The organism is Stenotrophomonas sp. GL_101 (assembly GCF_057835675.1).
Genome location: NZ_CM174432.1, coordinates 2,264,636 through 2,286,156, shown reverse-complemented (window position 1 = coordinate 2,286,156; position 21,521 = coordinate 2,264,636). Strand labels below are relative to the sequence as shown.

The window sequence follows — 21,521 nt, the reverse complement described above, 5'->3', positions numbered from 1 at the left end:
GGACGCAGAACACCGCACGTTTGATCGCCCAGGTGGGAGGTCAGCATTCTTTGCTCGACAACCGCACTACCCTACCCCTGATAAGCATCTCCTATCCTGCGAGCTTACCCGCCGTCATTCTCCAAAACATGGGGCGTCTTCTGTCCAGCAGCTCGGTTTATCCTGCGCCGGCAGGGAGACGACAGATCCTCCCAATATCCGCCATGCACCTAACCTCTTCCCCCAGAAGCGGCAGTATCTGAAGCGGCCGGAGAAGGCCACCCCGTCGAGGGTTCCGGCCAGGTCCGCAGTGGTGAGTGCAACAGCCGTCTGATCATGCATCGCGATTTCCACAGATTGCCAGTCGACCATGCTCAATTTCTGGCGGCCGGAACGATGCAGTGCCAGATCGTCCTGCTTGCCAATAACTTCACCCGAGGGCCCCACAAAGATCAGGGCGTCTGCAATCAAGGCGTCCAGCGCTGCCACGTCGCTGCTGAGCATCGCGATACGCAGTGCTTCTTCGAGTTGCCGTATCTCAGTGTCCATTCGGGCTCCATAGCGATTGCTGTATCAATGAGGACCTACCATCACTCCCGATGGGCTTCGGGCGCCAGCGTATGGATCACCCTACCCTGTGCGTCCAGAAACTCGATTGCACCGTAGCCTTCCGGCGTCACAGTCAGGCGCAGTCTGGCGCGGTCCTGTTGATCGTTCAGCGCAATCGCGGGGGTGCCATCGGCAGCCACTGCCATCTCGATGCGGGTTGGGGTCTGCACGCCGGGAATCAGGCGATTGTCCAGCCGTGGCTCGCGAATCAGCGGCGGGGCCTGGTTGATCGAGAAACGCACGTTCCCGTCAGGCGACACGCGCCAGCCAATGGCATCCATGGCCGGGTAGTCAAGCGCCAGTACGGCCATGCCGCCCTCTACGTCTGCGGTTCCGAAGCCACCACGCTCACTCCCCTCGTGGTCGTACAGCACCATGCCAGCAACATTGAAGGCTCGCTTGTACTGGATGCCGTCGATGATGGGCGGCGGCGTCTGGCCTGAGAGCGTCATTCGAATCACGCCGTTCTCGTCGACGATGTCGATCCGGCGGGCCGTGATGCGCTCTTTGTCAGCGGCGTCCACGCGGGTCTGCGGCGAGGTGCTGACGATCAGCTTCTGCAGCTGCTCGACCGAAGGGCGTTTGGGGCTGGTCGTTTCCGCTGCCCGGGAGGTCACGGAAAGGCAGGAAAGCGCGATGGCGATCGCGGTGCGGTTTGCTCGATTCATGGGTTCTCCCAGTACCAGGAATGATTCATGCGCGGGAACCGTACTACGTCGGCCACGTCAGCCACGCGCCCGGTTCGACGACCTGCACGGCGACTGCGCGGTCACGGGCAGCCTTGCGAAGGCGCCCAAGCGGGTCGTCCACTTCCACATACTTGTCCATTCCGCTGATGCCATAGTGAATGGGCACCAGTGTGCGTGCGCCGAGGATTGCCGCCGCTGCCACCGCCTGCTCCGGCGTCAGTACGCCCGGCTGTCCACTTACGGGTTCGCGCCAGCCGAACGTGGCGCCATTGATGGGGAGGAAGGCGGCATCGAACGGTCCGAACTGGCGGCCTATGCGCCACCAGTGGCCGTGCCATTGGGTGTCGCCGCCATGGAAGATGCGTCGGCCGCCCGCCGTTACCACCCAGGACACCTGCGTATCGCCGTAGCCATCCGATGCCGGTACCGGCGTTGCCGTGAAGTCGCCCAGCAGTTGAGGCTCCCACAGCGCACTCGGCCGCGCCCGTGCAGCTGCGGGGAGCGGCGTGGGCTGCAGGCCGGCGGGATGCGCGATTGCTCCCCCCTTGGTCAGCGCCCCCGCTACCGCGTCTGCATCGAAGTGGTCCGAGTGGGTGTGGGTGATCAGTACATGGCTTTCACCCAGCACATCGTTCACCGGCACCAACCGGTCCGGCAACGCCTTGCCCCATGTTGCGGGATTCACCAGCGGATCAATCAGCAGCGTGCCTTCCGGCAACTGCAGTCGCACCCCTGCCCACGCCAATCGCTGAGCACGCAGGGTACGCCGTGCCGCCGGTGGGGTTGCGGCGCTGGCAGGGACCAGCGCCGCAGCGGCCACACCGGCGCAACTGGCAAGGAAGCGTCTGCGACTACCCAGCGCGGGCGCGCTGACCGGATCGTGCTTCATGCGGTGTGCTCCCTTGCTGCCAGCGCAGCATCCAGAGAGAAGATCGACTGCGCGACGATCGCCGTGAGATTGTGTCCATGCCACTCTCGTTCGAATGCCGTCGGCGTTACCCCTGACGCGATGCAATCCTCCAGTCTGATGGTTGCTATCAGTGGCGTGGTTTCCGTTGGTGTGGCTCGCAGCCGGATGTCCACGACGATTTCCTGCATTCGCCGCAGGTAGTGAAGTGCATTGCCCAGCACCGGCGCATCGAAGACACCGATATGCCCACCGACCACCCTGCTGCGCCCGAACTGCTGGATACGTCCGATGGCGGCGCGCTGCAGTGCCGGGTCCGATCGTGAGAGATAGACGATGTTGCCGACGATGTTGTCGCCAACGCAGACCAGATCGGCGGTCGGTACATCCACACTCATGTGGTCCATCGTTTTGCCTGGGTTGTACAGGAAGCGCAACTGGTGGCTCCCCCAGCGCATGGCGAAGTTGTCGAACACGATATCCGGATCGCGGTAGAACGATGCCACCGGCCGATTCTGCGAAAGAAAGGCGTGCCGGTGATGGCGGTGCGCCAGGGTCAGCGCTTCCGGAAAGAGCGTCATGCCGCAGATGTGGTCGCTCATGAAATGAGTGGCGGCAACCAGCCGGACCCTTTTTCCCATCTGCCCCTGCAGCACCTCCCTCAACCAGGTGGCATCCTCCTCGCTGCCCAGCGCATCCACCAGCAGCACCTGGTCACCGTTTACGAATGCGGTAGCGACCGATTCAACCTGGTCACCGACGAACATCAGCACATCTGGGGCTAGCTCCTGAATACGCACGGTGGACTTTCCCGGTGGGAGGATGTGCATCATCGCCAGCCCATGCAGCGCCCGACAAACGAGTAGTTCTGCGCTTCGCATTAGAAAAATTCATGCGCTACGATGGCAGTGTCCCTGCCTTGGAAGGCGCTCGTGAAAGCCCGCCCCACTGCTCCACTGAATGCGCTGCGCACGTTCGAAGCGGCTGCCCGCCACCTCAGCTTCAATCGGGCGGCGCGCGAGTTGTTCGTCACCCCGGCTGCGGTCAGCCACCAGGTCAAGCATCTCGAGGCCCATCTGGGTGTAAGCCTGTTCCAGCGCACTCACCGCGCCGTCGCACTCACTTCGGAGGGTGAGGCGTTGGCAACAACGGTCGGCGAGTTGCTTGGGCAGTTGGACCTGGCGCTGGACCGCGCCAGGACGCGTGCACCGCACGAGCTGCGGGTGACAACCATGGAATCGTTTGCCGCGAAATGGCTGGCCGCAAGGCTACACCTGTTTCACCATGCGCACCCCAACGTCCGGGTGCGCATCGACACCGGCAATGAACATGCTGACTTCCTGCGCGGAGGCTTCGATGTAGGCATCCGCTACGGCGCGGGCAGCTACACCGGCGTACACGCAGAACTACTGATGAAGGCGCCAGTGTTTCCGGTGTGCTCGCCAACGCTGTTGGCTGACACTGCGCGCAGGCTGCAGCAGCCAGATGATCTGCGCCACTACACATTGCTGCACGATGAAAGTGCCACGGGCCGCCCTGGCGTGCCCGCATGGTCGCACTGGCTGATGGCTGCGGGCGCTACCAACGTCAACGCCAGCGCCGGGCCCGTTTTTCCCAGCATCTATCTTGCACAGGAAGCAGCGGTGGCGGGCCACGGCGTCGCGCTCGGCGTAGCGCCACTGGTGGAAGATGATCTTCGACAAGGCAGGCTGGTGAAACCCTTCAACCTGGAGCTGGAGAACCGTTACGCATTCTGGCTGATCTGCCGGGAAGTGGCTCAGGATCGCCCCGAGGTGGATGCGTTTTGCCAATGGCTGAAAGACGAGCCGTAACGCAATTTAATGCACTAAACCTGCAGCGAGCAACATGTATGCTCAGCCCGCCGACGGGGTCCCCCTGGCGTTCCAGTCAGCGGCGCTCTGCTTTTTTGAAAGAATGTAGGGGTGAAAGGGATGTAAATATGACTGCTTGCTGGCGCAGTCTGACCCAAGAACTGCCGGAAAAGCCGCTTGGCTGATCGCCTGCCTATTCCTACGTGCATCACACTTCAGCATTGCCGTTCCAAAGATCGAGCTGAGCCCCGTCTCCTGCAGAGCCCAACAGCGGCCCCCCCCATTCCTTGCACTCTAAATCTGCCCTAGATCCTTGAGCACGGCCTGCCCCTTCATCAGGAACCCAGCTAGCAGCCGGCCCCCTGCCGCTCTCCGGCCCAGCTGCTCATTCAGGTAGCTGGCCTGCAGACGAGCATGAGCCAGCAGATCCGTCTGGGCCATGCTAGGCGTCACAGTCTGCAGCGGCTCACCGGGCGACGCCAGCTGTCCAACAATCGGCTGGACCACGCACGGACGCTGGATGTCACTTTTGGCATACGCCGTGGCGATCATCCGGCCGTTCCAACGTCCCCCCAAGATTGAGTAGCGCAGCTGTTTGGAGTCCAATCCTCAGTGACAAGGAGATTGGACGTGAAGAAACGCTTTTCCGAAGAACAGATCATCGGCTTCCTGCGCGAAGCAGAGGCCGGCATGCCCATCAAGGACCTGTGCCGTCAGCACGGCTTCAGCGAGGCTTCGTACTACCTGTGGCGCAGCAAGTTCGGTGGCATGAGTGTGCCCGACGCCAAGCGGCTCAAGGACCTGGAGGCTGAGAGCACGCGCCTGAAGAAACTACTGGCAGAGCAGGTTTTCGAGAACGACGTCATCAAGGATGCGTTGCGAAAAAAGTGGTGACCGCCCCGGCGCGCAGGCTGCTGGTGCGGAGCATGGTCGAGAAGGGGTTGAGCGAGCGGCGAGCGCTGACGGTGGTGCGGATGAGCGCCAGCGCGCTGCGCTATGAGCCTCGGGCCGACCGCAACGTTGAGCTGCGCGAGCAGATCGCTGCGCTGGCGCATCGGCACAGACGCTACGGGGTGGGCATGATCCATTTGAAACTGCGGCAGAAAGGGCTTGTCGTGAACTACAAACGAGTGGAGCGCCTGTATCAGGAAGCGGGCCTGCAGGTGCGTCGCAGAAAGCGTAAGAAGGTGCCGATAGGCGAGCGCCAGCCTCTCCTGCGGCCGTCCGCTGCCAATGAGGTGTGGTCGATGGACTTCGTGTTCGACCGCACCGCGGAAGGCCGGGTGATCAAGTGCCTGACCATCGTCGACGACGCCACCCACGAGGCTGTGGCCATCGAAGTGGAGCGGGCAATTTCCGGGCAAGGCGTGTCCAGGGTACTGGACAGACTGGCCATGCAGCGCGGCTTGCCACGAGTGATCAGGACAGACAACGGCAAGGAGTTTTGCGGTAAGGCGATGGTGGCCTGGGCTCACGAAAAGGATGTTGCCCTGCGTCTGATCGAACCGGGCAAGCCGAACCAGAATGCGTACGTCGAGTCCTTCAACGGACGGCTGCGCGACGAATGCCTCAACGAGCACTGGTTCCCGACGTTGCTTCATGCCCGTACCAGTATCGAAAGCTGGCGGCGCGACTACAACGAAGAAAGACCCAAAAGAGCGCTTGGCGGTCTAACACCCGTCCAGTACGCCGCCCAGTTGGCGGCGAAGAAAGATAACATCAGCACCGGACTCTAAACCCGCCCACTACTCAAGCCGGGGGGACGTCGGGGGGCTACAGCTGCGGCCAGCACATCAATTCCCCACACCGATCCAGCAATTTCCTCAGGCTCACTCTTCTTGAAGCGCGACCAATCGGCCCTTGCCAGCCTGCCCACGAGCAGCTGATCGGCGGGAGGCCGATGCATTGACCAATAGGGGAACTGCCTCGTAGATACGCGGCCTCTCGCCAGTTCTACGACGCCCGTGTGGCTCGTCGATTGCAGCACGCGCTCATAGACGCAGGCGACCCCATCTTCCGGGCCGTCAAAGTACTGCACGAATCCAGCTCCGTCGTACAGCAGAACTCCCGTCACGCCTGCAACTTTGTTGAACCTGGCAGCATCGGCTACGAGCGCTTCCAGCTGATCAATCGAAAGACCTTCAGCTGCTTCGCTTGCGTATACAACGGCCCGAATGGGCATGGTCTTTGCCTTGAAAGAGGGCCCCATCGGCACCTATTCACACTCTACCACTCGGCACAAGTAGGGGCCGGGATGTGCATTCTTAACTCTTCAGAATCTGCTGCTCCCATCAACGGATCTAACGCCCGAGCAAGCCGCGTTATGGGCGCCCCACGTTCAGGACTTCGTTCATCTTCATGCGCGACATCGGACAGTTCTATGTAACAAGCGTCGAAGGAGTGACCCGTGCAGATGGCACCTTGCTTCAGGTAACCCGCATTGATTGCTCCTGCTTGAAATGCTCACGGCAGTTCAGAGCCACACCCGGGCATGGACTGGTTGACCTCAATGGTGCTGCAGCTCTCGACTGCCCTGGCTGCGGGAACCACCAGTCGGTCAGTCGTGCCAGGCTTGAGGAATTCAGCTCACAGGGCAGTGAGTAGGCGGCGGTGCTACCGCGCCTCAACATCGCGCCCACGTTCCCGATATCTCCTTAGCCGTATCTTTCCGCAATAGACCCACTTCGATGCTCCGATGAGTCACACCGGCATATTCAAGATCACCGATCTCACCTATAGGCTTGGCGCAGAGGGCGGCTTGGCCCATGCCCTGCAGATTGAAGCGACCTGCACTGCCTGCGGGGCAGCCGGCGTGTGGAACGAGCAAGAGATGGAGCATGTCAGAGGAGGAACCGTGTTGTCCTGCCGCGCCTGCGGTAAGCGCCAAGCAATTAGCAACGCCCGCCTGATTGGCTGTCCATCAGATATCCGTCATCCCCGAAACTGAACGAGAAGTGGCTCACATTGCCCATGGCTTGGCGCGACAATCGCGATAGGGGCCTGTCGGCCCCGCCACGGGGAGTGGAGCCATGTTCAAGCGAGGGCGTAAGCTCCCCCGTCAAGCAGACATTTCTAAAGTAGAGCTTCTGGTGTGAGCGGTACGGTACTCGACGGGGCTCATGCCGCTGAGCGAGTCATGTGGACGAATCTCGTTGTAATCGATCATCCACCAATGCGCTGCCTCACGTACGTCCTCAAGGCGTGCGAAGAGGTGCTGGTCCAGCACTTCCTCACGGAACGTGCGGTTGAAGCGTTCGATGAAGGCGTTCTGGTTGGGCTTTCCAGGTTGGATGTATCGCAGCGCCACGCCGCCGAGTTTGGCCCACTGGGTAAATGCTTCGCCCAGGAACTCAGGGCCATTGTCCGACCGTAGAACCTGCGGTAATCCGTGATCACGTTTGAGCTGCTCGAACACGCGCACCAAGCGACCAGAGTTGAGTGATGTATCCACCTCGATATGCAGCACCTCGCGGTTGAAGTCGTCGACCACATTGAACGTTCGGAATCGTTTGCCACAGGCCAACGCGTCACTCATGAAGTCCATGGACCAGACGGTATCTGGCTGCCTGGGAACATACAGCGGCACCCGCTCGCGCTTTGGCAGACGGCGCTTGGCCGCTCTTCTCAGGTTGAGCTTCATCGCCTTGTATACCCGATAGATCCGCTTCGGATTCCAGTCCCGTCGCTTCTTGCGTAGTTGATCGCTGCACTTCCAGAAACCTCGACTGGGCCGCTCCTCGACCAGCTTGGCCAATGCCGAGATCAACTCCGCATCGCGCACGGTCCAGTCCAGTGGCGGCGCATACCAGGCCGCACGAGACAAACCCACATAACCGCAGGACCGGCTCAGGGGGCGCGCGTGCACCTCGGTGAGGAAACGCACTGCCTCACGCTTCTGACCCGGCCCTACAGTTTTTTTGCGATCAGGTCCTTCAGCGCCGCGTTGTCCAGCGCCATTTCCGCATACATGCGTTTGAGCTTGGCGTTCTCAGCTTCGAGGTCCTTGACTCGACGAAGCTCGGACGCCTCAAGCCCGCCGTACTTGCTCTTCCACTGGTAATACGTCGCCGTGCTGATGCCGGCCTGGCGACATAGATCCTTCACCGCAAGCCCGGCATCGCCCTGCTTGAGGATCGTGATGATCTGCGTCTCGGTGAATCTTGATGTGCGCATGCAACCTCCTGGCTGGTTAAAGATGCCAGAAAGCTCTACTTATCGGGTGTCTGGCTGCCGGGGGAGCTTACGAGGGGAAGGCGCGTTCCTGGTGCTGGAGCTGCGTGTTAGGGAGTGCGCTGGTGCTGGAGCTGCGTGTTAGGGAGTGCGAGCGCCGTATTGCCAAGTCCGATGGCCGAACCAGGGCATTGGAATGCGCCATGCGAGCGGTTGTCGCCAATGCTTCTAATCCCTCGGCCTTGCGCGCCGCGTGGGCGCAATTGATTCCGATGGTCGTGGAGAGCCATGCCGACGAGCGTGGAGAAGCGGCCAGCGACTACCTCGATGGTCTACGCCAAGGCTTCAAGTTTGTTACTGAGCAGATTGACGCGGCCGCAGAACGGCCCTGCCCTCCTCGGAGATAGTTCCGAAGGCCGATCTAATCCTCGGCCACTTGATCGCGCCCTGCCCTAGGGAGAACTCCCTTTGATGGCCCAAACGCTGTCTTTGTGACCCAACTTTGCGCGCTTCTTGGAGTACCTCGCCAGCTGCCAGAGAATGACAGCAGCGACAATTGCGGTCGCGTCCACAGCGACCCCAGCACTTGAATGGTTCCAGGTGCCGGGCACGCCAGCCAATGCTGCAAGGCTGCCAACCGGAATCAGTGCCGTCACCATCGCGCCAACGTAAAGCAACTCATATGACGAGCGCGCAGCCCCGCGCAGGAATGCCCAGCCGACGGCCAGCAGGAAGACCGCATAGTAGATACCGTCGTGCCATGCCGGGACATTGGCAACCAGCCCAGGAAGCCACTTGGTAGCTGCCAGTGTTGCCGAGATGCCGATGACACAGCCCAGGGACACACCGATGGTCAGCGATCCCAGCACCCGGGTTGATCGCTTCTGCTCCGGTAGGTTGGCATCGCGCTGTTTCTTGCGTCGTGACTCGATCCACAGCAGGTTGCCGGTGTAGAACACGATCGCACCGCCAAGCCCAAGGAGCAGGTACATCCAGCGCACGGGGTTGCCGCCGAAGCTGCCGAAGTGAAGCATGAAGAAGGCATTGACAGCAGTATCCCAGCCGCCCATGTGCCCTGGCAGATCATGTGTGTCCACCACGCCAGTGTAGGGATCGAGATGGGTGCTCATGTAGGTGCGGGCACGGGTCCCGTAACGGATATCCAGGCCGGTGACACGCCCCTCGACCACACTACCCTTCTGCTGGAAGCCCAGGCTGTAGATCACAAAACCTGGCAGCTGTGCCTCTACCTTTTCCAGCAGTGCCGGAGCAGGCAGAGGCTGGGCGCCCGGAGCGGGCCCGGCATCGTGCTCTTCGCCCCATTGGATGCCGTTGGGATAAACCACCTTGTCCTGGATGTCGTAGATCTGATCGTGGAAAGCGAATACCACGCAGGTCACGACCATGATCAGGTGGAACGGCAGGCTGACAATGCCCAGCGCGTTGTGCACATCCAGCCACATGCGCTTGATGTTCTTGCCTACCCTTACCGCGAAGAAGTCTTTCACCAGCGTTGGCAGCAGCACGATGACGCCGGAGATCAATGCGACGGCATACATCAGCGCAATGATGCCCATGATGGGGCGCGAAATCGCATCTGGGAACGGCAGCCCGACAAACTGGTGCAGGGTATCAACAAGCTGCGGCACCGGTGCCTTGCGCAACTGCTCCACCAGAAGATGGCCGCTCGGGTCGAAGCTTGCGCCAAACTCCGTGAACTGCCGTGGCTTGTCGCCACGTACTCGCCAGATCACGCGAGCTGGCGCTTCGGGCGACGTCTGCACCATCACGCTGTAGTTCTTCGCCGCCTCGGGATGCTCCTTCAGCACGGCCGCCAACAGCTCCGGCGCACGCGCCATCGGCACGGGTGCAGACAGTTTTGACGGCGGTGTGGCCCATCGCTCCAGCGGCTTCTCGAACATGGTGATCGAGCCGGCATAGAAGGCGACGAACAGCATCAGGCCAGCAAAAATGCCGACCCAGATGTGCACATCCTTGTAGACCTTGATGATGTCATTGCGGATCTTCATGTGAGGTCCAGTCAGCCCAGATGGCTGCGCGCAAGCCAGAGCGCGCCAAAGGCGACCACGTTGGCAGCACCGAGCCATAGCCATGCGCTTGCGCTACTACGAAAAAGGAAAACAAATGACAGGATCGGGGCCCACAGCAGCGCGACCAGCCACATGTTGAACTGGGCCTTGCCGCCCCCGCCATCAATACCGCCGGGCCCGAACCACGCGAACAGGCCCGACAAGGCCAGGGAGAGCCCGAAGCCCAGCAGTACGCCGGCACACGTCTTCCCGAACCAGTGCCGGCTCTGCAGCTTGTCAGGGCCGGCCATGGGCACCTCCACGCTGTCGAGCGCGCCAGACGCCCAGGAAGGGCGCGGCCGACCAGACCAGCATCAGAATCGTCAACCAGGTGAAGAAGGCCGCACCGCTTCCCATCAAAGACAGGAACAAGGCCAAGGAGATCAGCGACAAGGTGCTGCCGGGAATCCATTTTCCGCGGACAGGCCAGGGTCCGGCGTGCCGCCACTGCTGTTTCGGCGACGCCAGATAGAACAGCCATGCCCCAACCACACCCGCGGCTGAAGCCAGCACTGCCATCACTACCGCCATTCTGGAAGTCTCATAGGAAAGCCCCGTGACTGGCTGGCCTCACGGGGCAGAAGGGTTACCAGGTGAACCGAGCAGTAGCCGTGACGGTGCGTCCCGTGCCGAAGAAGCACGAGGAGACACCGCTGCACGTGGTCACGAATCGCTTGTCGGTCAGGTTGCTGACGTTCAGTGCGAACTGCGTGCCCACACTCCCAATCGCACCTACGTCATAACGGATAGCCGCATCCCACATCGTGTAGGACGGAATCAGGTAGACATTGGCGCTGTCACCATAGCTTTCGCCGTTGTAGCGGACGCCTGCGGCAAGGCTCAAGCCCGCCAGCGCACCACCCTGGAAGGTGTAGTCACCCCACAGCGCAGCGGTCCAGTCCGGAACCATCGCCAGCTGCTTGCCCTGATAGCCGTTGGTGCTCTTGGTGACTTCCGAGTCCATCCACGATGCGGCGCCGATCACGCTGAAGCCATCGAGGGGGGTCACACGGCCTTCCAGTTCAACGCCACGCACGCGACCTTCGCCATCCTGGACCTGGCACTGGCTGGACCCAGTCGTGCCGCAGGTGTTGTGGCTGGGATCAGGGTCGTTGGTGAGGATGTTCTGCTGGCGCAGATCGTAGGCCGAAAGCGTGATCAGGCCATCGAATGCAGTCGGCTGATACTTCACGCCGACTTCCCATTGCTTGCCGGTGATCGGGTCGAATGGGGTCCGGTCGAACGATTGGGTAGCCGTGCTGCCTGCGGGCTGGAACGACTCCGCATAGCTCAGATATGGCGTCAGGCCATTGTCAGCTACGAACAGGATGCCAGCGTTGCCGCTGAAGGCTTCGTTCTTGATGCGGCTCGGCGCACGTGCGCCGTAGCGATCCGTAGCCACGGTGTACGACTGCGTCCAAGTGTCGTCCTTGGTCCAGTCGTAACGGCCACCCACGGTGAATCGCCACTTGTCCAGCGCGATCTGATCCTGCAGGTAGGCACCCGTCTGGCGGTTGACGCCTCCCGAGTAGCTGATGCTGTTGGTCACCGGAACATAGCCGGTGTAGACCGGATTGAAGATGTCGATCGGCGCCGGATCACGCATCGCACCGCGTGCCGCATCCCAATCGGCCTTCTGCCAGTCCACGCCTACCAGCAGCGTGTGTTCAGCCGAGCCGGTCTGGAACTTGCCGGTAACGCGGGTGTCGATGGTGTCGCCCTGGGAGTCACCCTCACCCCAAGTGGCGCGTCGCTTCTGCGTGCGGCCATCTGGGTTCAGGCCACCATTGGTCACCACGGTGCGGAAGGTCGATTCCACGTTGGTACGGCGGGCACCCTGACTCAGGGTCCAGTTCTCGTTGAAGGCATGTTCGAACAGCCAGCCGGCTGTCCAGATGGTGCGGTCGTAGGTGTTCCAGTTCGGCTCGCCAATGAAGGTCGTGTTCTTCATGCGCCCATAGGGGGTGGCCTTGAGCGTGCCGTCCATTGGCAGGAACTGGTAGGTCGAGCCGCCGTCATCGCGCTGATAGAGACCCAACACCGTCAGTCGCGTGCGCTCGGCCATCTGGAAGGTATAGCTGGGGGCCAGGAACCAGTGCTCCTGCTGGGTGTGCTTGATCTGCGTGTCACCGTCGCGATACAGGCCCACCAGACGCCCAAGGTGGCGCTTGTCATCCGATGCCAGACCCAGGTCGAATGCGCTGTTGTACTGGCCGTTCCCATCCAGACCCAACTGCAGCACCTGCTGCTGATCAGGTGTCGGGGTCTTGCTGACCTGGTTGACCATGCCGCCCGGAGCCACCTGGCCATACATGACGGCCGACGGCCCCTTCAGCACCTCGACCCGGTCCAAATTCCAACTGTCGACCATGGTCCGGTTCCACTGGCCACCCTGCGGAGCGCGCATACCATCGATGGTGACATTGTTGCTCCAGCTGCCGGCATCGAAGCCGCGGATGCGGAAGTCATCGACGCGGTTGTCGATGCCGCCGCTCTCCAGGACAACACCAGCCACGTAACGCATCGCCTCGTTGAGGTTCTGCACACCGCGGGCATCGAGCTCCTCGCGGGCAATGACCGAGACCGACTTGGCCATTTCCGCAACCGGAGTGTCGGTCTTGGTAGCGCCGGAGGTATGGGTGGTTGTGCGATAGGCGTTGACCCGCACTGCATCCAGTGTGGTGGCGCTGCCATCGGGTGTCATTGGGGATGAATCTTCAGCGTGTCCAACCAAAGGCAAGGCCAGCATCAAGGCAATGGATACGGACAACAGCGAGCGCATCGGGGCGCGGGAAATGGTGGCGATCTTATTCATTTGGAGGCCTACGGTAGGAAGTGCGCCCTAGGCGGCAGCTGCGGCGACGTTAATTTCGCGTTAAATAATACCAAATGCAAATCGTTCGCACTAGCATCCTCTGCGGCCCTCCCTTGCGCGCCCTGTCCTGCCCGGTTACACCACCGCCACGTAGACCCCATGAGGGTGCTTCCCTCCACAGGACTGAGTCATAACCTCCCTAGCCTGCGGGCGCTGAAAACACCACAACTACAGCAGACAGCAGACAGCAGACAGCAGACAGCAGCACGAGTCTCAGCGACTCACTGGTTTGAACCGCAGCGGCCATCCCCGCATCAGTTGCGCCTCCAACCGGCGGCGCGGGCGCAGGCGCTGTCGGCGCGGCGCCGGCATCCCCCTCACGTCCGGTCGCAACCAGGGCCTGCTTCTCGCTCTCTCTCCCGTTCGTTAACCCACATTGCGCGTTCGCGCGCCCATTCCTGCTCTTCGGCGCGGTGCGCCCCTCGGTGGCGATCAACCTCCGTAAGGGTCCGAGCGGCGAGCAGGCAGTTGGCTCGGTACGCGTCTTCACACGAGATCGACTTGACTATTCGATGGCCCATCGGGCCTGGCTCACGACCTCGACCTTCAGCCCAACCGCCAAGCCACCTGCTCTTGATGAGTACCTTGCAATCACGGGCGCGCAGGGCATGACCTCCTCGGTCTTGGAGAGGACTCGCTTGGATCTGGATAACACTCTTACGTGGGCTTGGGAAGCGCGGGCGTCCACGCCGGTGCGATCGCGTACGGCGAACTGCTGTCGGCACACCAGTACACCAGTACACCAGCACACCAGTACACCAGTACACCAGGGTGTTGTAGCGATCCTGCAGGGCCGCTTTGGAGCTGTCGCCGGTGGGCGTGATGATGGTCAGCGTAAATCCGGCCGTGCCCGGCGGCGTCAGCGGTACCTCGGCCAGGTCCGGTTCGTCACTGGCTTCGGCGTACAGGCTGTGGATCGACGCATCCAGGCCCGGGGCCACAAGCAGGCAGTTGTTGAAGGAGCGCAACGTACGACCGCCGGGTGCAAGCGCCTGTTGGTCGCCTGCGATGACCAGCAGGTTCAGCGTTGCCAAACCCTGCCCATCGAATGCGCTGCCCGGCAGATCCTTGCCAAACCCGACGTAATAGTCCGTTCCACCCGCTACGCTGCCTTCCCACAACAACAGCAGGAAGTCCGCAAGGGATGTGGCAAAGTCGGCGTAGTAGACCGGTGCGTCGATCTCACCGAAGGCAGATGCGCGCATGAACTGCGCCTGTGGCTGCGAGTCGGTGGATAGGTTGGTCTTGATCAGCACGATCCGCTTTCGGCCAAGAGTGGACATCCAAAAATTTCGAATCAGTTGCATGCATAGCATAGCGCTACCACGTCACTTCTCTTCAGAAGCACACCACCCTTCACTCTTCCGCCCCCAAGTCATGCCTCCTGATTGCTTGTTTTTCAAACAACCCGGAAATCGCATCCGTCAGGTTTCCTAGGCAGTTACCAAGCCTCATTAGCGCGATTCTTAGATCTATGATCGCTGCCACTACTGAATCATCGTCCTTGCTCTCCAAGGCTTTCTCAGTCCTTGCCAAGGCATCGACAAATCCACGGATGTCGGTCTCCAAGTCCGAGTTTGCTTCCTTGGCCTCATTCTCCAGATCGCCCACCTCCTGCTCTGTATACCTTGGGCACTTCTCGGCAAACTGTAAGACAATCTGGTAAGCGCGCGATACATTCAAGCTCATCATTTTATATTTATCCTTCGCCCTTCCTGAAGGGCGGTTTCCGTTTTTGATTGATTGAGTGAGCCATCTAGATTCAGGACGCCCTTTGCCTTGCCGTTGCGATCAAAAACCTCTAGATGATTCCTGTGTGCGGCATCGAGGTAAAGATAGTCACCCTTGCTCAACAGGGAATTATCCACTCTATTCGTAACGCGATAGATGGATTGACCCTGATACAGGCGAGAAGTCTTTGCGAGGCTGCCAGCAATCGAACCACCAAATTCCGACGTTTTCAGGAAGCGCGCCAGGCTCGCAACTTTGCCTTCAGGGATGACTCCCAATGCGGCAATCGTCCAGCCACCCACGCCGCACCCGTCGCGCTGGCATTCTGCAGCGGGCATGAGGGGATTTATGAAGTGCGCAACATCCTCAATGAATTCAGGGAAAGTCGCATCTGAAGGTGGCGGCTGAGCGCCCGATACCTTGTACAGGTACTCCAGATCTCTTGTAGCCCTTCCGTCTGGATCAGCAAATCTATACGGATTGCTGTTTGCATACCGGTAGCGGTTGAACGCCCCGACCGGCTGGCTGTACGGCGTCACCGGATCCACCGATATAAAAACTCCCAACTGCGCGTCCATGTAACGCTGCTGCATGTAATTCAGGCCGGTGGCTAAGTCACCTACATGCCCAGTGTACCCAGGCGAATTTGTGGCCTGGCCATCAACCATTGCCCCATACGGTTCGTACACGTACCGCTTGATTACCCTGGCATGCGCGTCCGATTCTGCAACCACCGAACCAACCGAATCAACATGGAGGTACGTTACTGTCTTTGCGAACACCGGCGCAGAAATACACAGATTTGCCAAGACAACTAGCGCCAGCAATGACGCAAGGAAGCTCTTTGATCTCGGGCGCATGTCAGCGTTCCCCCAGAATCGCGTAGACCCAATCTGAGCAGGCCAACTCATTGCAGGCCCTTACATACAGGTCGGCAACCATGGTCCCGCTCCAGGACCAACTCAGCGCAGGTCCGACGTTATAGATTCTGGTTCTCTCATGCGTCCCTTCAAATGGTGGAAAATGATCCTTGACTTCATAGTAGGTGGCGCCAGTTGACGCAGACCACGACACGTCCGAGCCAATGATCCAGCTCGGACCTTTGTTGCGAATAATCACATTGGCTGGAAGCGACGGTGTCGCCGAGCGCACATCGTGAGCTGCGATCGCGCTCCATGGACCACATCCGCCTTCGCTGCAACCGCTGACACGATACTGATAGTGGCTCACTGGGCGCCCACCGAATGAGTGGGAGGTTGTTGCCAGATCAGAGATCAACACCCAATCCCCGCCCTGAACCAGCTCCTGAAAGCGGTACGATGTTGCATCAGCCACCCCGGTCCAGCGGAACTCATAGCTGCCGAATGATTCAGCAGGTCCTGAAAGCACTGGCGCTGCAGTCGGAACGGGGATTGGAAGATGGCGCACGGTGGTGGAGGCACTCCAGGTGCTGCATTCGTTGGTGTTGCAGGCCCGCACTTGATACTGCCTTATGCCTTTCGAAACACCAGTGAGTGAGTGGGAAATGGCGCCTCCCGTGTATAGGATGCTCCAAGTCAGCCCGGCGTTGGAGGACATGCGGAGTTCATATCTTGAAGCTTGAGTGATAGCACTCCACAACATCGTATAGCTGCCTGTGCTCACTGTATCTGGCCCTGAAAGCTGAGGCACGGCAACACCCATACTCTCTTCAACCTGGGCAATCAATCTTCCGCCCAAACTGAGGTACTCGACGTCCTTCATCGTCCGCTTGTTCTGCTGACGACGTAAAACGCCGTCATAGCCGTAAAAAGAGAGAATGTCGCCTTCAACGCTGCTGTAGCTGCCCACGCGGCGACCATGAGCGTCGTAAGCGTAGGTCTCGCGACTGCCCACATCACGGAGGCGGTTCCCAAGATCGAAGCGGAAGTACTCGCCGTTCTTTCTCGCCAAGTTCCCCTGAACGTCGTAGCTCAATCCAATGATGGTGCTGCCATCGTCTCGATTGACGTTGGTAAGCCGATTGCTGGCGTCATACCAATAGTTGAGCTCCTTGACTCCGCCGAGCTTCGCGCTGCGCAGGTTGTCCAGCACGTCGTACGTATAGTGATAGACAGAATCTCCGCCAAATGCGCCCGATGTCGCTTGCGTGAGACGATCCAGTGCGTCGTACTGCATATTCACGGATTTGATCGGTTCAATGGCGTTGGTAATGCTCGCGACGTTCCCACTCCTGTCGTAGGCAAAGCTGCTGTTGAGAACGCCCACATCTATCGAGCCGGCCGGGAGCGCCCGACTGTTCAGCGCTCCGCTGTGCGCGATACCATTTCCGTAAGTGAATCCGCTTATTGCACCATTTGGATGGTAGATGACATTGGTAGCATACGTACCGGCGCGGGTAGGTTGACCCAACGCATTCGGCGCAAATGTCAGCTGCAGGCCACTGGGATATTGGATGCTTGCTAGCGATCCATTGCCATCGTAGCCGTACCCCATCGTCCAGCTCGCAGTGCCTGGCTGCTGAAGTGTCTCCCCGGTGACAAGCCCTCGCTTGCTGTAGGTATAGCTGTTGATGACAGTCCTTCCAGCTGGATTGCTTGTAGTGACCTGGCTGGGAAGGCCTGCACCGTTGTATTGCCACGACTGGTCACCGCTGCCATCAACGAATAGTAGTTGCTTCAGGCGATTCCTTGCATCGTAGGTGCGATCCACGCGACGTCCCGATGCATGCGCAGCGGCTGCATCGCAACTGGTGGTGGCTACCTGCGCTACTCCTGCGGCCGACCAGGCAACATTCCCTGCGTTGTCGTATGCCAACACTGTTGCCGCTGTCTCCGGTTCCACGATTTTGCATAGTTCCTGCTGAGGGTTGTAAACATAGGAACGGGTGAGCGACTGACTTCCATTCGCATTGCGCCGCCTGATAGACGTAATTTTCCCGAATACATCGCGACCGATGTCAGTGAACGCACCGCCGGGATGTTCGATTGCGACCGGCATGTCATAGTCCGGCAGGTCATACGCGAGGTAGCGGGCAATGGTCGACCTGCCGCTGGCATCGGTAGTTCTGACGCGCATGTCTGGAAGATAGTCGGTGACCGACGTCAGCAGGCCCAGCTCGCTGTCAGAAGAACTGGAGGTGATCCGTCCCAGCGCATCAAATTCCTGCCACCTCCCTGTGCTTGCGGTGCTGGATGACGCGGGGTAGGACTGAAAGATCGTACGACCGGCATGATCGTAGACGAATCGCTGGTAGCGCTGAGTCACCGAAGGATTGCTGGCATCCTGCTCTCGGGCCAGCGCTGGTCGCCACATCGCGTCAAACCATATCACTGAGTTCCGACTTCCAGTGTTGGTTGTGAGGCGCCAGTGACCTGCCCCGAGGCCATGCTCAGCAGAGTTCACACGTTCAAATACCTGGATTGTCGGGTTCCACGCTACGCTGTCACCTTCCGCAAACGTCTTCAGTGTCTGCCGGCCCATTGCGTCGTAGTCATAGCTCGCTTGGTAACCCAACTCATTTGTCTCAGAGCGAATCCAGCCATTGTCATCGACGCTCGCCGAAATCGACGTGCCATCAGCAAAGGCGATCGACTGCGGAATACCCCGCTTCCAGTTGCTGAGCAATGTAGTGTTGCCGCGGCCATCAGCGATGCTGGCAACGTTGCCGTCGGCATGGTAGGCAAGCGTCTGCAGAGATTTGCCGAATCGCCGCTGCTCGATGGGCAGAGCCTTCGCATTGAAGGTGGTCTGGACTTCAATCAGGCCTGTGGTGTCATTGGTCCGACTGGACACTTGACCAAGGATCCAGGCGCTGGTGTCGTTGTAGTAGCTGGTGGTGTCCGAACGACTTGCGCCCTGCGAACTGCTTCGGATCACGCCTGCGGGTCGACCGTAGCCATCGAAGGTAGTGGCTTGCCAACGCATCGTCACGCCATCACGTGTCCTCTCACGACGTTGCAACGGCCTGATCAGTGACGAGCTGATGTCGTTCGCGCCCATGGCTGCGCCATACTTGTCAGGAAAGAGCATCGACGGCATCTGGTCATCGGCAACATATGTCAGAACCTCTGAGTCGAGTACAGTGCCCGAAGCCGCAACAGTTCTCCGGGCCAGCAGTCTTCCTTCGTTAAGCCTGAACGCGATTCCATAGTCCTCTTCTAGCCGGCTACCATCAGGATTGGTGATTGTCATGGTTCTGTGCTGCGTACAGGTTGTGCAGTAGGGACCCGTACCGCTCCAGAGGTTCTGGCGGGCACTCTCACCTCCATATACCCAGCTTATCGGCGCTACGCCCGGCCCCTCGATGCTCTTGCGCTGCATGCGGAAGATATCGAAATAGTGCGAGACGAGCAGTCGGTTGTATAGGACGCCGTCCTCTTCGTCGGTTATGCATTGGGTTGTCGGAACACCCGACCGATAGTGGCGCGCATATCGGAACTCAAATGTGCCCACTGCGCCGGATGGATGCGTCATGCGCAAAGTGTAGATCTTATTGTGCAGCGGAGGTTCGTCGCACCCAAGGAATGGATTTGTTGGCCAAATTTTGAACGGCACTTCAAGATCGGTGAGATGGTTGATTTCCCATCGTGCACCGTCCGGCTGGGTGACCGACTGCAACGCGCGGGAGGTATAACTGTAATTCCAAGTGCGACCGTTGGCCGACGCAGTCTGCAGTCGACCGCCGGCGTAAGCCAGGGTGATGACCCGGCCGTCGCTCGAATATATGCGAACTGGATGACCGTCACCGTCATAGGTGAATTCGACTGTATTGCCGTGACGATCCTCGATCCGACTGGCCAACAAATAGATCTCGGTGCGTGATTTGGTAGCGTCAGCGGCGCTCATATTGCCTGCGAATCGAGTGGTGGCAACATTGAACGTGTACTTGATTCCCGATATGGTCTGAAGAACAAAGCCTTCACCATCCAAGCCAGCGACCATCGGCGTGCAGCTGATGGCGTCCATCGCGTTTGTCGACCAACTCCAGGCCGAACCTTGGCGGCTTGCCGGCCTCAAACTCGGCACTGGGTTGGCCACCAACGAGCGTGGCCCCTGCCCAGGGAGATTGACGATATAGCCCGACCAGATGTCCCCAAGCCGCATGGGGGGATCGGCACGGGGAATGAATTGAGCACTACAGCGCGGGGCTTTTTTTGGGTTCATCGCGGAATAGCGTGGAGCTTTTGCCGGCTCCCGTTACCCTTGAAGCCTGAAATCAGGGCCTCAGGGGTCAGGTCATGCTGGATCGGAAGACGATTGAGAGGCTGGGTGGCTGGGAAGGCTACCGGGTGGAGCGGATCGCCTGGCCGGAAGGCGACAGCCGGACCGTCACTATCTACCTCAAACCCACGGCCCGCACGATGCATTGCGAGCACTGCGGGAGCCGATGCCGGCAAGTGCACGAGACGACGGTGCGCCGGGTACGCGATCTGCCCCTGATGGCATTGCGCGTTGCGCTGGTGGTGCCGCGACGGCGCGTCTGGTGCCCCCAGTGCGCTGGGCCGCGCCTGGAGAAGTTGAGCTGGCTTGGCCGCTACCAGCGGGTCACTGACCGGCTGGCCGAAGCGGTCAGCCAGTTGCTGGTATCCAGCAATATCCTGGCCGTGGCACGCTTTTTCCAGTTGGGCTGGCATACGGTCAAGGCACTGGATAAAGCCTTGTTGCGTGAGTCTGTCCAAGCCCCGGACTGGAGCCAGATCCACTACCTGGCGATGGACGAATTTGCGCTGCACAAGGGTCACCGCTATGCAACGGTCGTGGTGGATCCGATCAGTCGCCAGGTACTTTGGCTGGGCAACGGGCGCTCCCGCGATACGGCGCGTGCCTTTTTTGAGCAGCTTCCCCCGGGCGTTTCCGAGCAATTGCGCGCCGTGGCGATCGACATGACGACGGCCTATGAAGTGGAGATCCGGGCCAACTGTCCCAATGCCGAGATCGTCTTCGACTTGTTCCATGTGGTGGCCAAGTACGGTCGCGAAGTGATCGACCGGGTTCGCGTGGACCAGGCCAACAAGCTCCGGCACGACAAGCCTGCGCGCCGTGTCATCAAATCCAGCCGATGGCTGCTACTGCGCAATCGCAGCAACCTGGACCGGCATCAGACGGTGCGGCTGGATGAGCTGCTGGAAGCAAATCAACCGCTCCTCACCACCTATCTGATGCGTGATGAGCTCAAGCGACTGTGGTTTTACCGCCATCCCGGATGGGCCAGGAAGGCTTGGAACCAGTGGCTGGAGCAGGCCCAGCGCAGCGGAATCGCCGCCTTGGCGCTGTTTGCACAACGGCTCAAAGCCTATCTGCATGGGATCGTGTCGCGTTGCCGACACCGCCTCAATACCAGCATCGTCGAAGGCATCAACAACACCATCAAGGTCATCAAACGCCGGGCCTACGGCTATCGGGATCAGGAGTACTTCTTCCTGAAAATCCGTGCAGCGTTCCCCGGTATTCCGCGATGAACCTTTTTTTGCCTGATGGTTATACGTCCAACCATAGGCTGTGTCGAACACACCGGAAATGTAGGGCACGTCAATGTTCCAGTCGGCGGCCCCTCCATAGGCCTCCGGTGAAGCCACATTGGCTGTAACGGGCCGCACCGATAGTCGACGAGTCAGTGCCACGGGCAATGCGTTGTTGCCGGGCAGATCAATATCGGTC

The 21,521-nt window shown here is 60.0% G+C and carries 18 protein-coding genes; 4 read left to right on the top strand and 14 right to left on the bottom strand.

Annotated elements, in window-relative coordinates; all coding sequences use genetic code 11:
• Positions 1–114 precede the first annotated feature (114 nt).
• From AC3IR9_RS10205 to AC3IR9_RS10190, 4 genes are read right to left on the bottom strand one after another with little or no spacing between them, the layout of a single operon-like run.
• Entirely contained in the window at positions 115–528 is a 414-nt protein-coding gene (locus tag AC3IR9_RS10205) for a nuclear transport factor 2 family protein (RefSeq protein WP_489295608.1), read from the bottom strand.
• 41 nt (positions 529–569) lie between these two features.
• A complete protein-coding gene (locus AC3IR9_RS10200; RefSeq protein WP_489295607.1) occupies positions 570–1,256 on the bottom strand; it encodes a hypothetical protein in 687 nt (228 codons plus the stop codon).
• A gap of 43 nt (positions 1,257–1,299) precedes the next feature.
• The gene (locus AC3IR9_RS10195) at positions 1,300–2,166 is read right to left on the bottom strand and encodes an MBL fold metallo-hydrolase (protein ID WP_489295606.1); all 867 of its coding nucleotides are present in this window, start codon (positions 2,164–2,166) and stop codon (positions 1,300–1,302) included.
• Complete coding sequence (locus tag AC3IR9_RS10190) at positions 2,163–3,017, bottom strand: MBL fold metallo-hydrolase (protein ID WP_489295605.1); 855 nt, start codon at positions 3,015–3,017, stop codon at positions 2,163–2,165. The genes AC3IR9_RS10195 and AC3IR9_RS10190 overlap by 4 nt, the downstream gene beginning before the upstream one ends.
• 99 nt (positions 3,018–3,116) lie before the next feature.
• Between AC3IR9_RS10190 and gcvA the strand changes: the two genes are divergently transcribed.
• Together gcvA and AC3IR9_RS10180 are read left to right on the top strand one after the other, a co-directional pair.
• Entirely contained in the window at positions 3,117–4,016 is a 900-nt protein-coding gene (gcvA, locus tag AC3IR9_RS10185; protein WP_489295604.1) for a transcriptional regulator GcvA, read from the top strand.
• Positions 4,017–4,646: 630 nt separating this feature from the next.
• Positions 4,647–5,752 (top strand): IS3 family transposase gene (locus AC3IR9_RS10180; protein WP_489291038.1). Its coding sequence is split into 2 segments (ribosomal slippage): positions 4,647–4,905 and positions 4,905–5,752, totalling 1,107 coding nucleotides; the frame shifts between segments, so codons are not numbered across the junction.
• Here AC3IR9_RS10180 and AC3IR9_RS10175 read toward each other — a convergent pair.
• Positions 5,749–6,198 carry a BLUF domain-containing protein gene (locus tag AC3IR9_RS10175; protein ID WP_489295603.1) on the bottom strand — a complete coding sequence of 150 codons (450 nt, stop codon included), beginning with the start codon at positions 6,196–6,198 and terminating at the stop codon, positions 5,749–5,751. The two genes, AC3IR9_RS10180 and AC3IR9_RS10175, sit on opposite strands and share 4 nt — an antisense overlap.
• Positions 6,199–6,711: 513 nt before the next feature.
• On the opposite strand from AC3IR9_RS10175, the gene AC3IR9_RS10170 reads away from it, so the two are divergent.
• Entirely contained in the window at positions 6,712–6,963 is a 252-nt protein-coding gene (locus tag AC3IR9_RS10170) for a hypothetical protein (RefSeq protein WP_489295602.1), read from the top strand.
• Between the two features lie 111 nt (positions 6,964–7,074).
• On the opposite strand, the gene AC3IR9_RS10165 is transcribed toward AC3IR9_RS10170, so the two are convergent.
• The 9 genes from AC3IR9_RS10165 to AC3IR9_RS10125 all read right to left on the bottom strand — a co-directional run bounded on the left by AC3IR9_RS10165 (position 7,075) and on the right by AC3IR9_RS10125 (position 19,829).
• Positions 7,075–8,189 (bottom strand): IS3 family transposase gene (locus AC3IR9_RS10165; protein WP_489292866.1). Its coding sequence is split into 2 segments (ribosomal slippage): positions 7,075–7,937 and positions 7,937–8,189, totalling 1,116 coding nucleotides; the frame shifts between segments, so codons are not numbered across the junction.
• A 449-nt stretch (positions 8,190–8,638) separates the two neighbouring features.
• Positions 8,639–10,216, bottom strand: coding sequence for a PepSY-associated TM helix domain-containing protein (locus AC3IR9_RS10160; RefSeq protein ID WP_489295601.1), 1,578 nt, complete (start codon positions 10,214–10,216; stop codon positions 8,639–8,641).
• 11 nt (positions 10,217–10,227) lie between these two features.
• A complete protein-coding gene (locus AC3IR9_RS10155) occupies positions 10,228–10,527 on the bottom strand; it encodes a hypothetical protein (RefSeq protein ID WP_040007713.1) in 300 nt (99 codons plus the stop codon).
• Positions 10,514–10,795 carry a hypothetical protein gene (locus AC3IR9_RS10150; RefSeq protein WP_489295600.1) on the bottom strand — a complete coding sequence of 94 codons (282 nt, stop codon included), beginning with the start codon at positions 10,793–10,795 and terminating at the stop codon, positions 10,514–10,516. The genes AC3IR9_RS10155 and AC3IR9_RS10150 overlap by 14 nt, the downstream gene beginning before the upstream one ends.
• A gap of 67 nt (positions 10,796–10,862) precedes the next feature.
• On the bottom strand, positions 10,863–13,091 hold the full coding sequence (locus tag AC3IR9_RS10145) for a TonB-dependent siderophore receptor (protein ID WP_489295599.1): 2,229 nt from the start codon (positions 13,089–13,091) through the stop codon (positions 10,863–10,865).
• Positions 13,092–13,468: 377 nt separating this feature from the next.
• Positions 13,469–14,407 carry a hypothetical protein gene (locus AC3IR9_RS10140; RefSeq protein WP_489295598.1) on the bottom strand — a complete coding sequence of 313 codons (939 nt, stop codon included), beginning with the start codon at positions 14,405–14,407 and terminating at the stop codon, positions 13,469–13,471.
• Between the two features lie 100 nt (positions 14,408–14,507).
• Positions 14,508–14,843, bottom strand: coding sequence for a hypothetical protein (locus AC3IR9_RS10135; protein ID WP_489295597.1), 336 nt, complete (start codon positions 14,841–14,843; stop codon positions 14,508–14,510).
• Positions 14,840–15,742: an RHS repeat-associated core domain-containing protein gene (locus tag AC3IR9_RS10130; protein WP_489295596.1), complete on the bottom strand. Its 903-nt coding sequence runs from the start codon at positions 15,740–15,742 to the stop codon at positions 14,840–14,842. The genes AC3IR9_RS10135 and AC3IR9_RS10130 overlap by 4 nt, the downstream gene beginning before the upstream one ends.
• 1 nt (position 15,743) lies before the next feature.
• Positions 15,744–19,829 (bottom strand): RHS repeat domain-containing protein, encoded by a 4,086-nt coding sequence (locus AC3IR9_RS10125; RefSeq protein WP_489295595.1) that lies wholly within the window; start codon positions 19,827–19,829, stop codon positions 15,744–15,746.
• A 272-nt stretch (positions 19,830–20,101) separates the two neighbouring features.
• Between AC3IR9_RS10125 and AC3IR9_RS10120 the strand changes: the two genes are divergently transcribed.
• The gene (locus AC3IR9_RS10120) at positions 20,102–21,322 is read left to right on the top strand and encodes an ISL3 family transposase (RefSeq protein WP_489291085.1); all 1,221 of its coding nucleotides are present in this window, start codon (positions 20,102–20,104) and stop codon (positions 21,320–21,322) included.
• The last annotated feature ends 199 nt before the right edge of the window (positions 21,323–21,521 follow it).

Coding starts and splice junctions, on each gene's coding strand:
- AC3IR9_RS10205 (WP_489295608.1), bottom strand. CDS start 528: ATGGACACTGAGATACGGCAACTCGAAGAAGCACTGCGTATCGCGATG.
- AC3IR9_RS10200 (WP_489295607.1), bottom strand. CDS start 1,256: ATGAATCGAGCAAACCGCACCGCGATCGCCATCGCGCTTTCCTGCCTT.
- AC3IR9_RS10195 (WP_489295606.1), bottom strand. CDS start 2,166: ATGAAGCACGATCCGGTCAGCGCGCCCGCGCTGGGTAGTCGCAGACGC.
- AC3IR9_RS10190 (WP_489295605.1), bottom strand. CDS start 3,017: ATGATGCACATCCTCCCACCGGGAAAGTCCACCGTGCGTATTCAGGAG.
- AC3IR9_RS10175 (WP_489295603.1), bottom strand. CDS start 6,198: ATGCCCATTCGGGCCGTTGTATACGCAAGCGAAGCAGCTGAAGGTCTT.
- AC3IR9_RS10170 (WP_489295602.1), top strand. CDS start 6,712: ATGAGTCACACCGGCATATTCAAGATCACCGATCTCACCTATAGGCTT.
- AC3IR9_RS10160 (WP_489295601.1), bottom strand. CDS start 10,216: ATGAAGATCCGCAATGACATCATCAAGGTCTACAAGGATGTGCACATC.
- AC3IR9_RS10155 (WP_040007713.1), bottom strand. CDS start 10,527: ATGGCCGGCCCTGACAAGCTGCAGAGCCGGCACTGGTTCGGGAAGACG.
- AC3IR9_RS10150 (WP_489295600.1), bottom strand. CDS start 10,795: ATGGCAGTGCTGGCTTCAGCCGCGGGTGTGGTTGGGGCATGGCTGTTC.
- AC3IR9_RS10145 (WP_489295599.1), bottom strand. CDS start 13,091: ATGAATAAGATCGCCACCATTTCCCGCGCCCCGATGCGCTCGCTGTTG.
- AC3IR9_RS10135 (WP_489295597.1), bottom strand. CDS start 14,843: ATGATGAGCTTGAATGTATCGCGCGCTTACCAGATTGTCTTACAGTTT.
- AC3IR9_RS10130 (WP_489295596.1), bottom strand. CDS start 15,742: ATGCGCCCGAGATCAAAGAGCTTCCTTGCGTCATTGCTGGCGCTAGTT.
- AC3IR9_RS10125 (WP_489295595.1), bottom strand. CDS start 19,829: ATGGACGCCATCAGCTGCACGCCGATGGTCGCTGGCTTGGATGGTGAA.
- AC3IR9_RS10120 (WP_489291085.1), top strand. CDS start 20,102: ATGCTGGATCGGAAGACGATTGAGAGGCTGGGTGGCTGGGAAGGCTAC.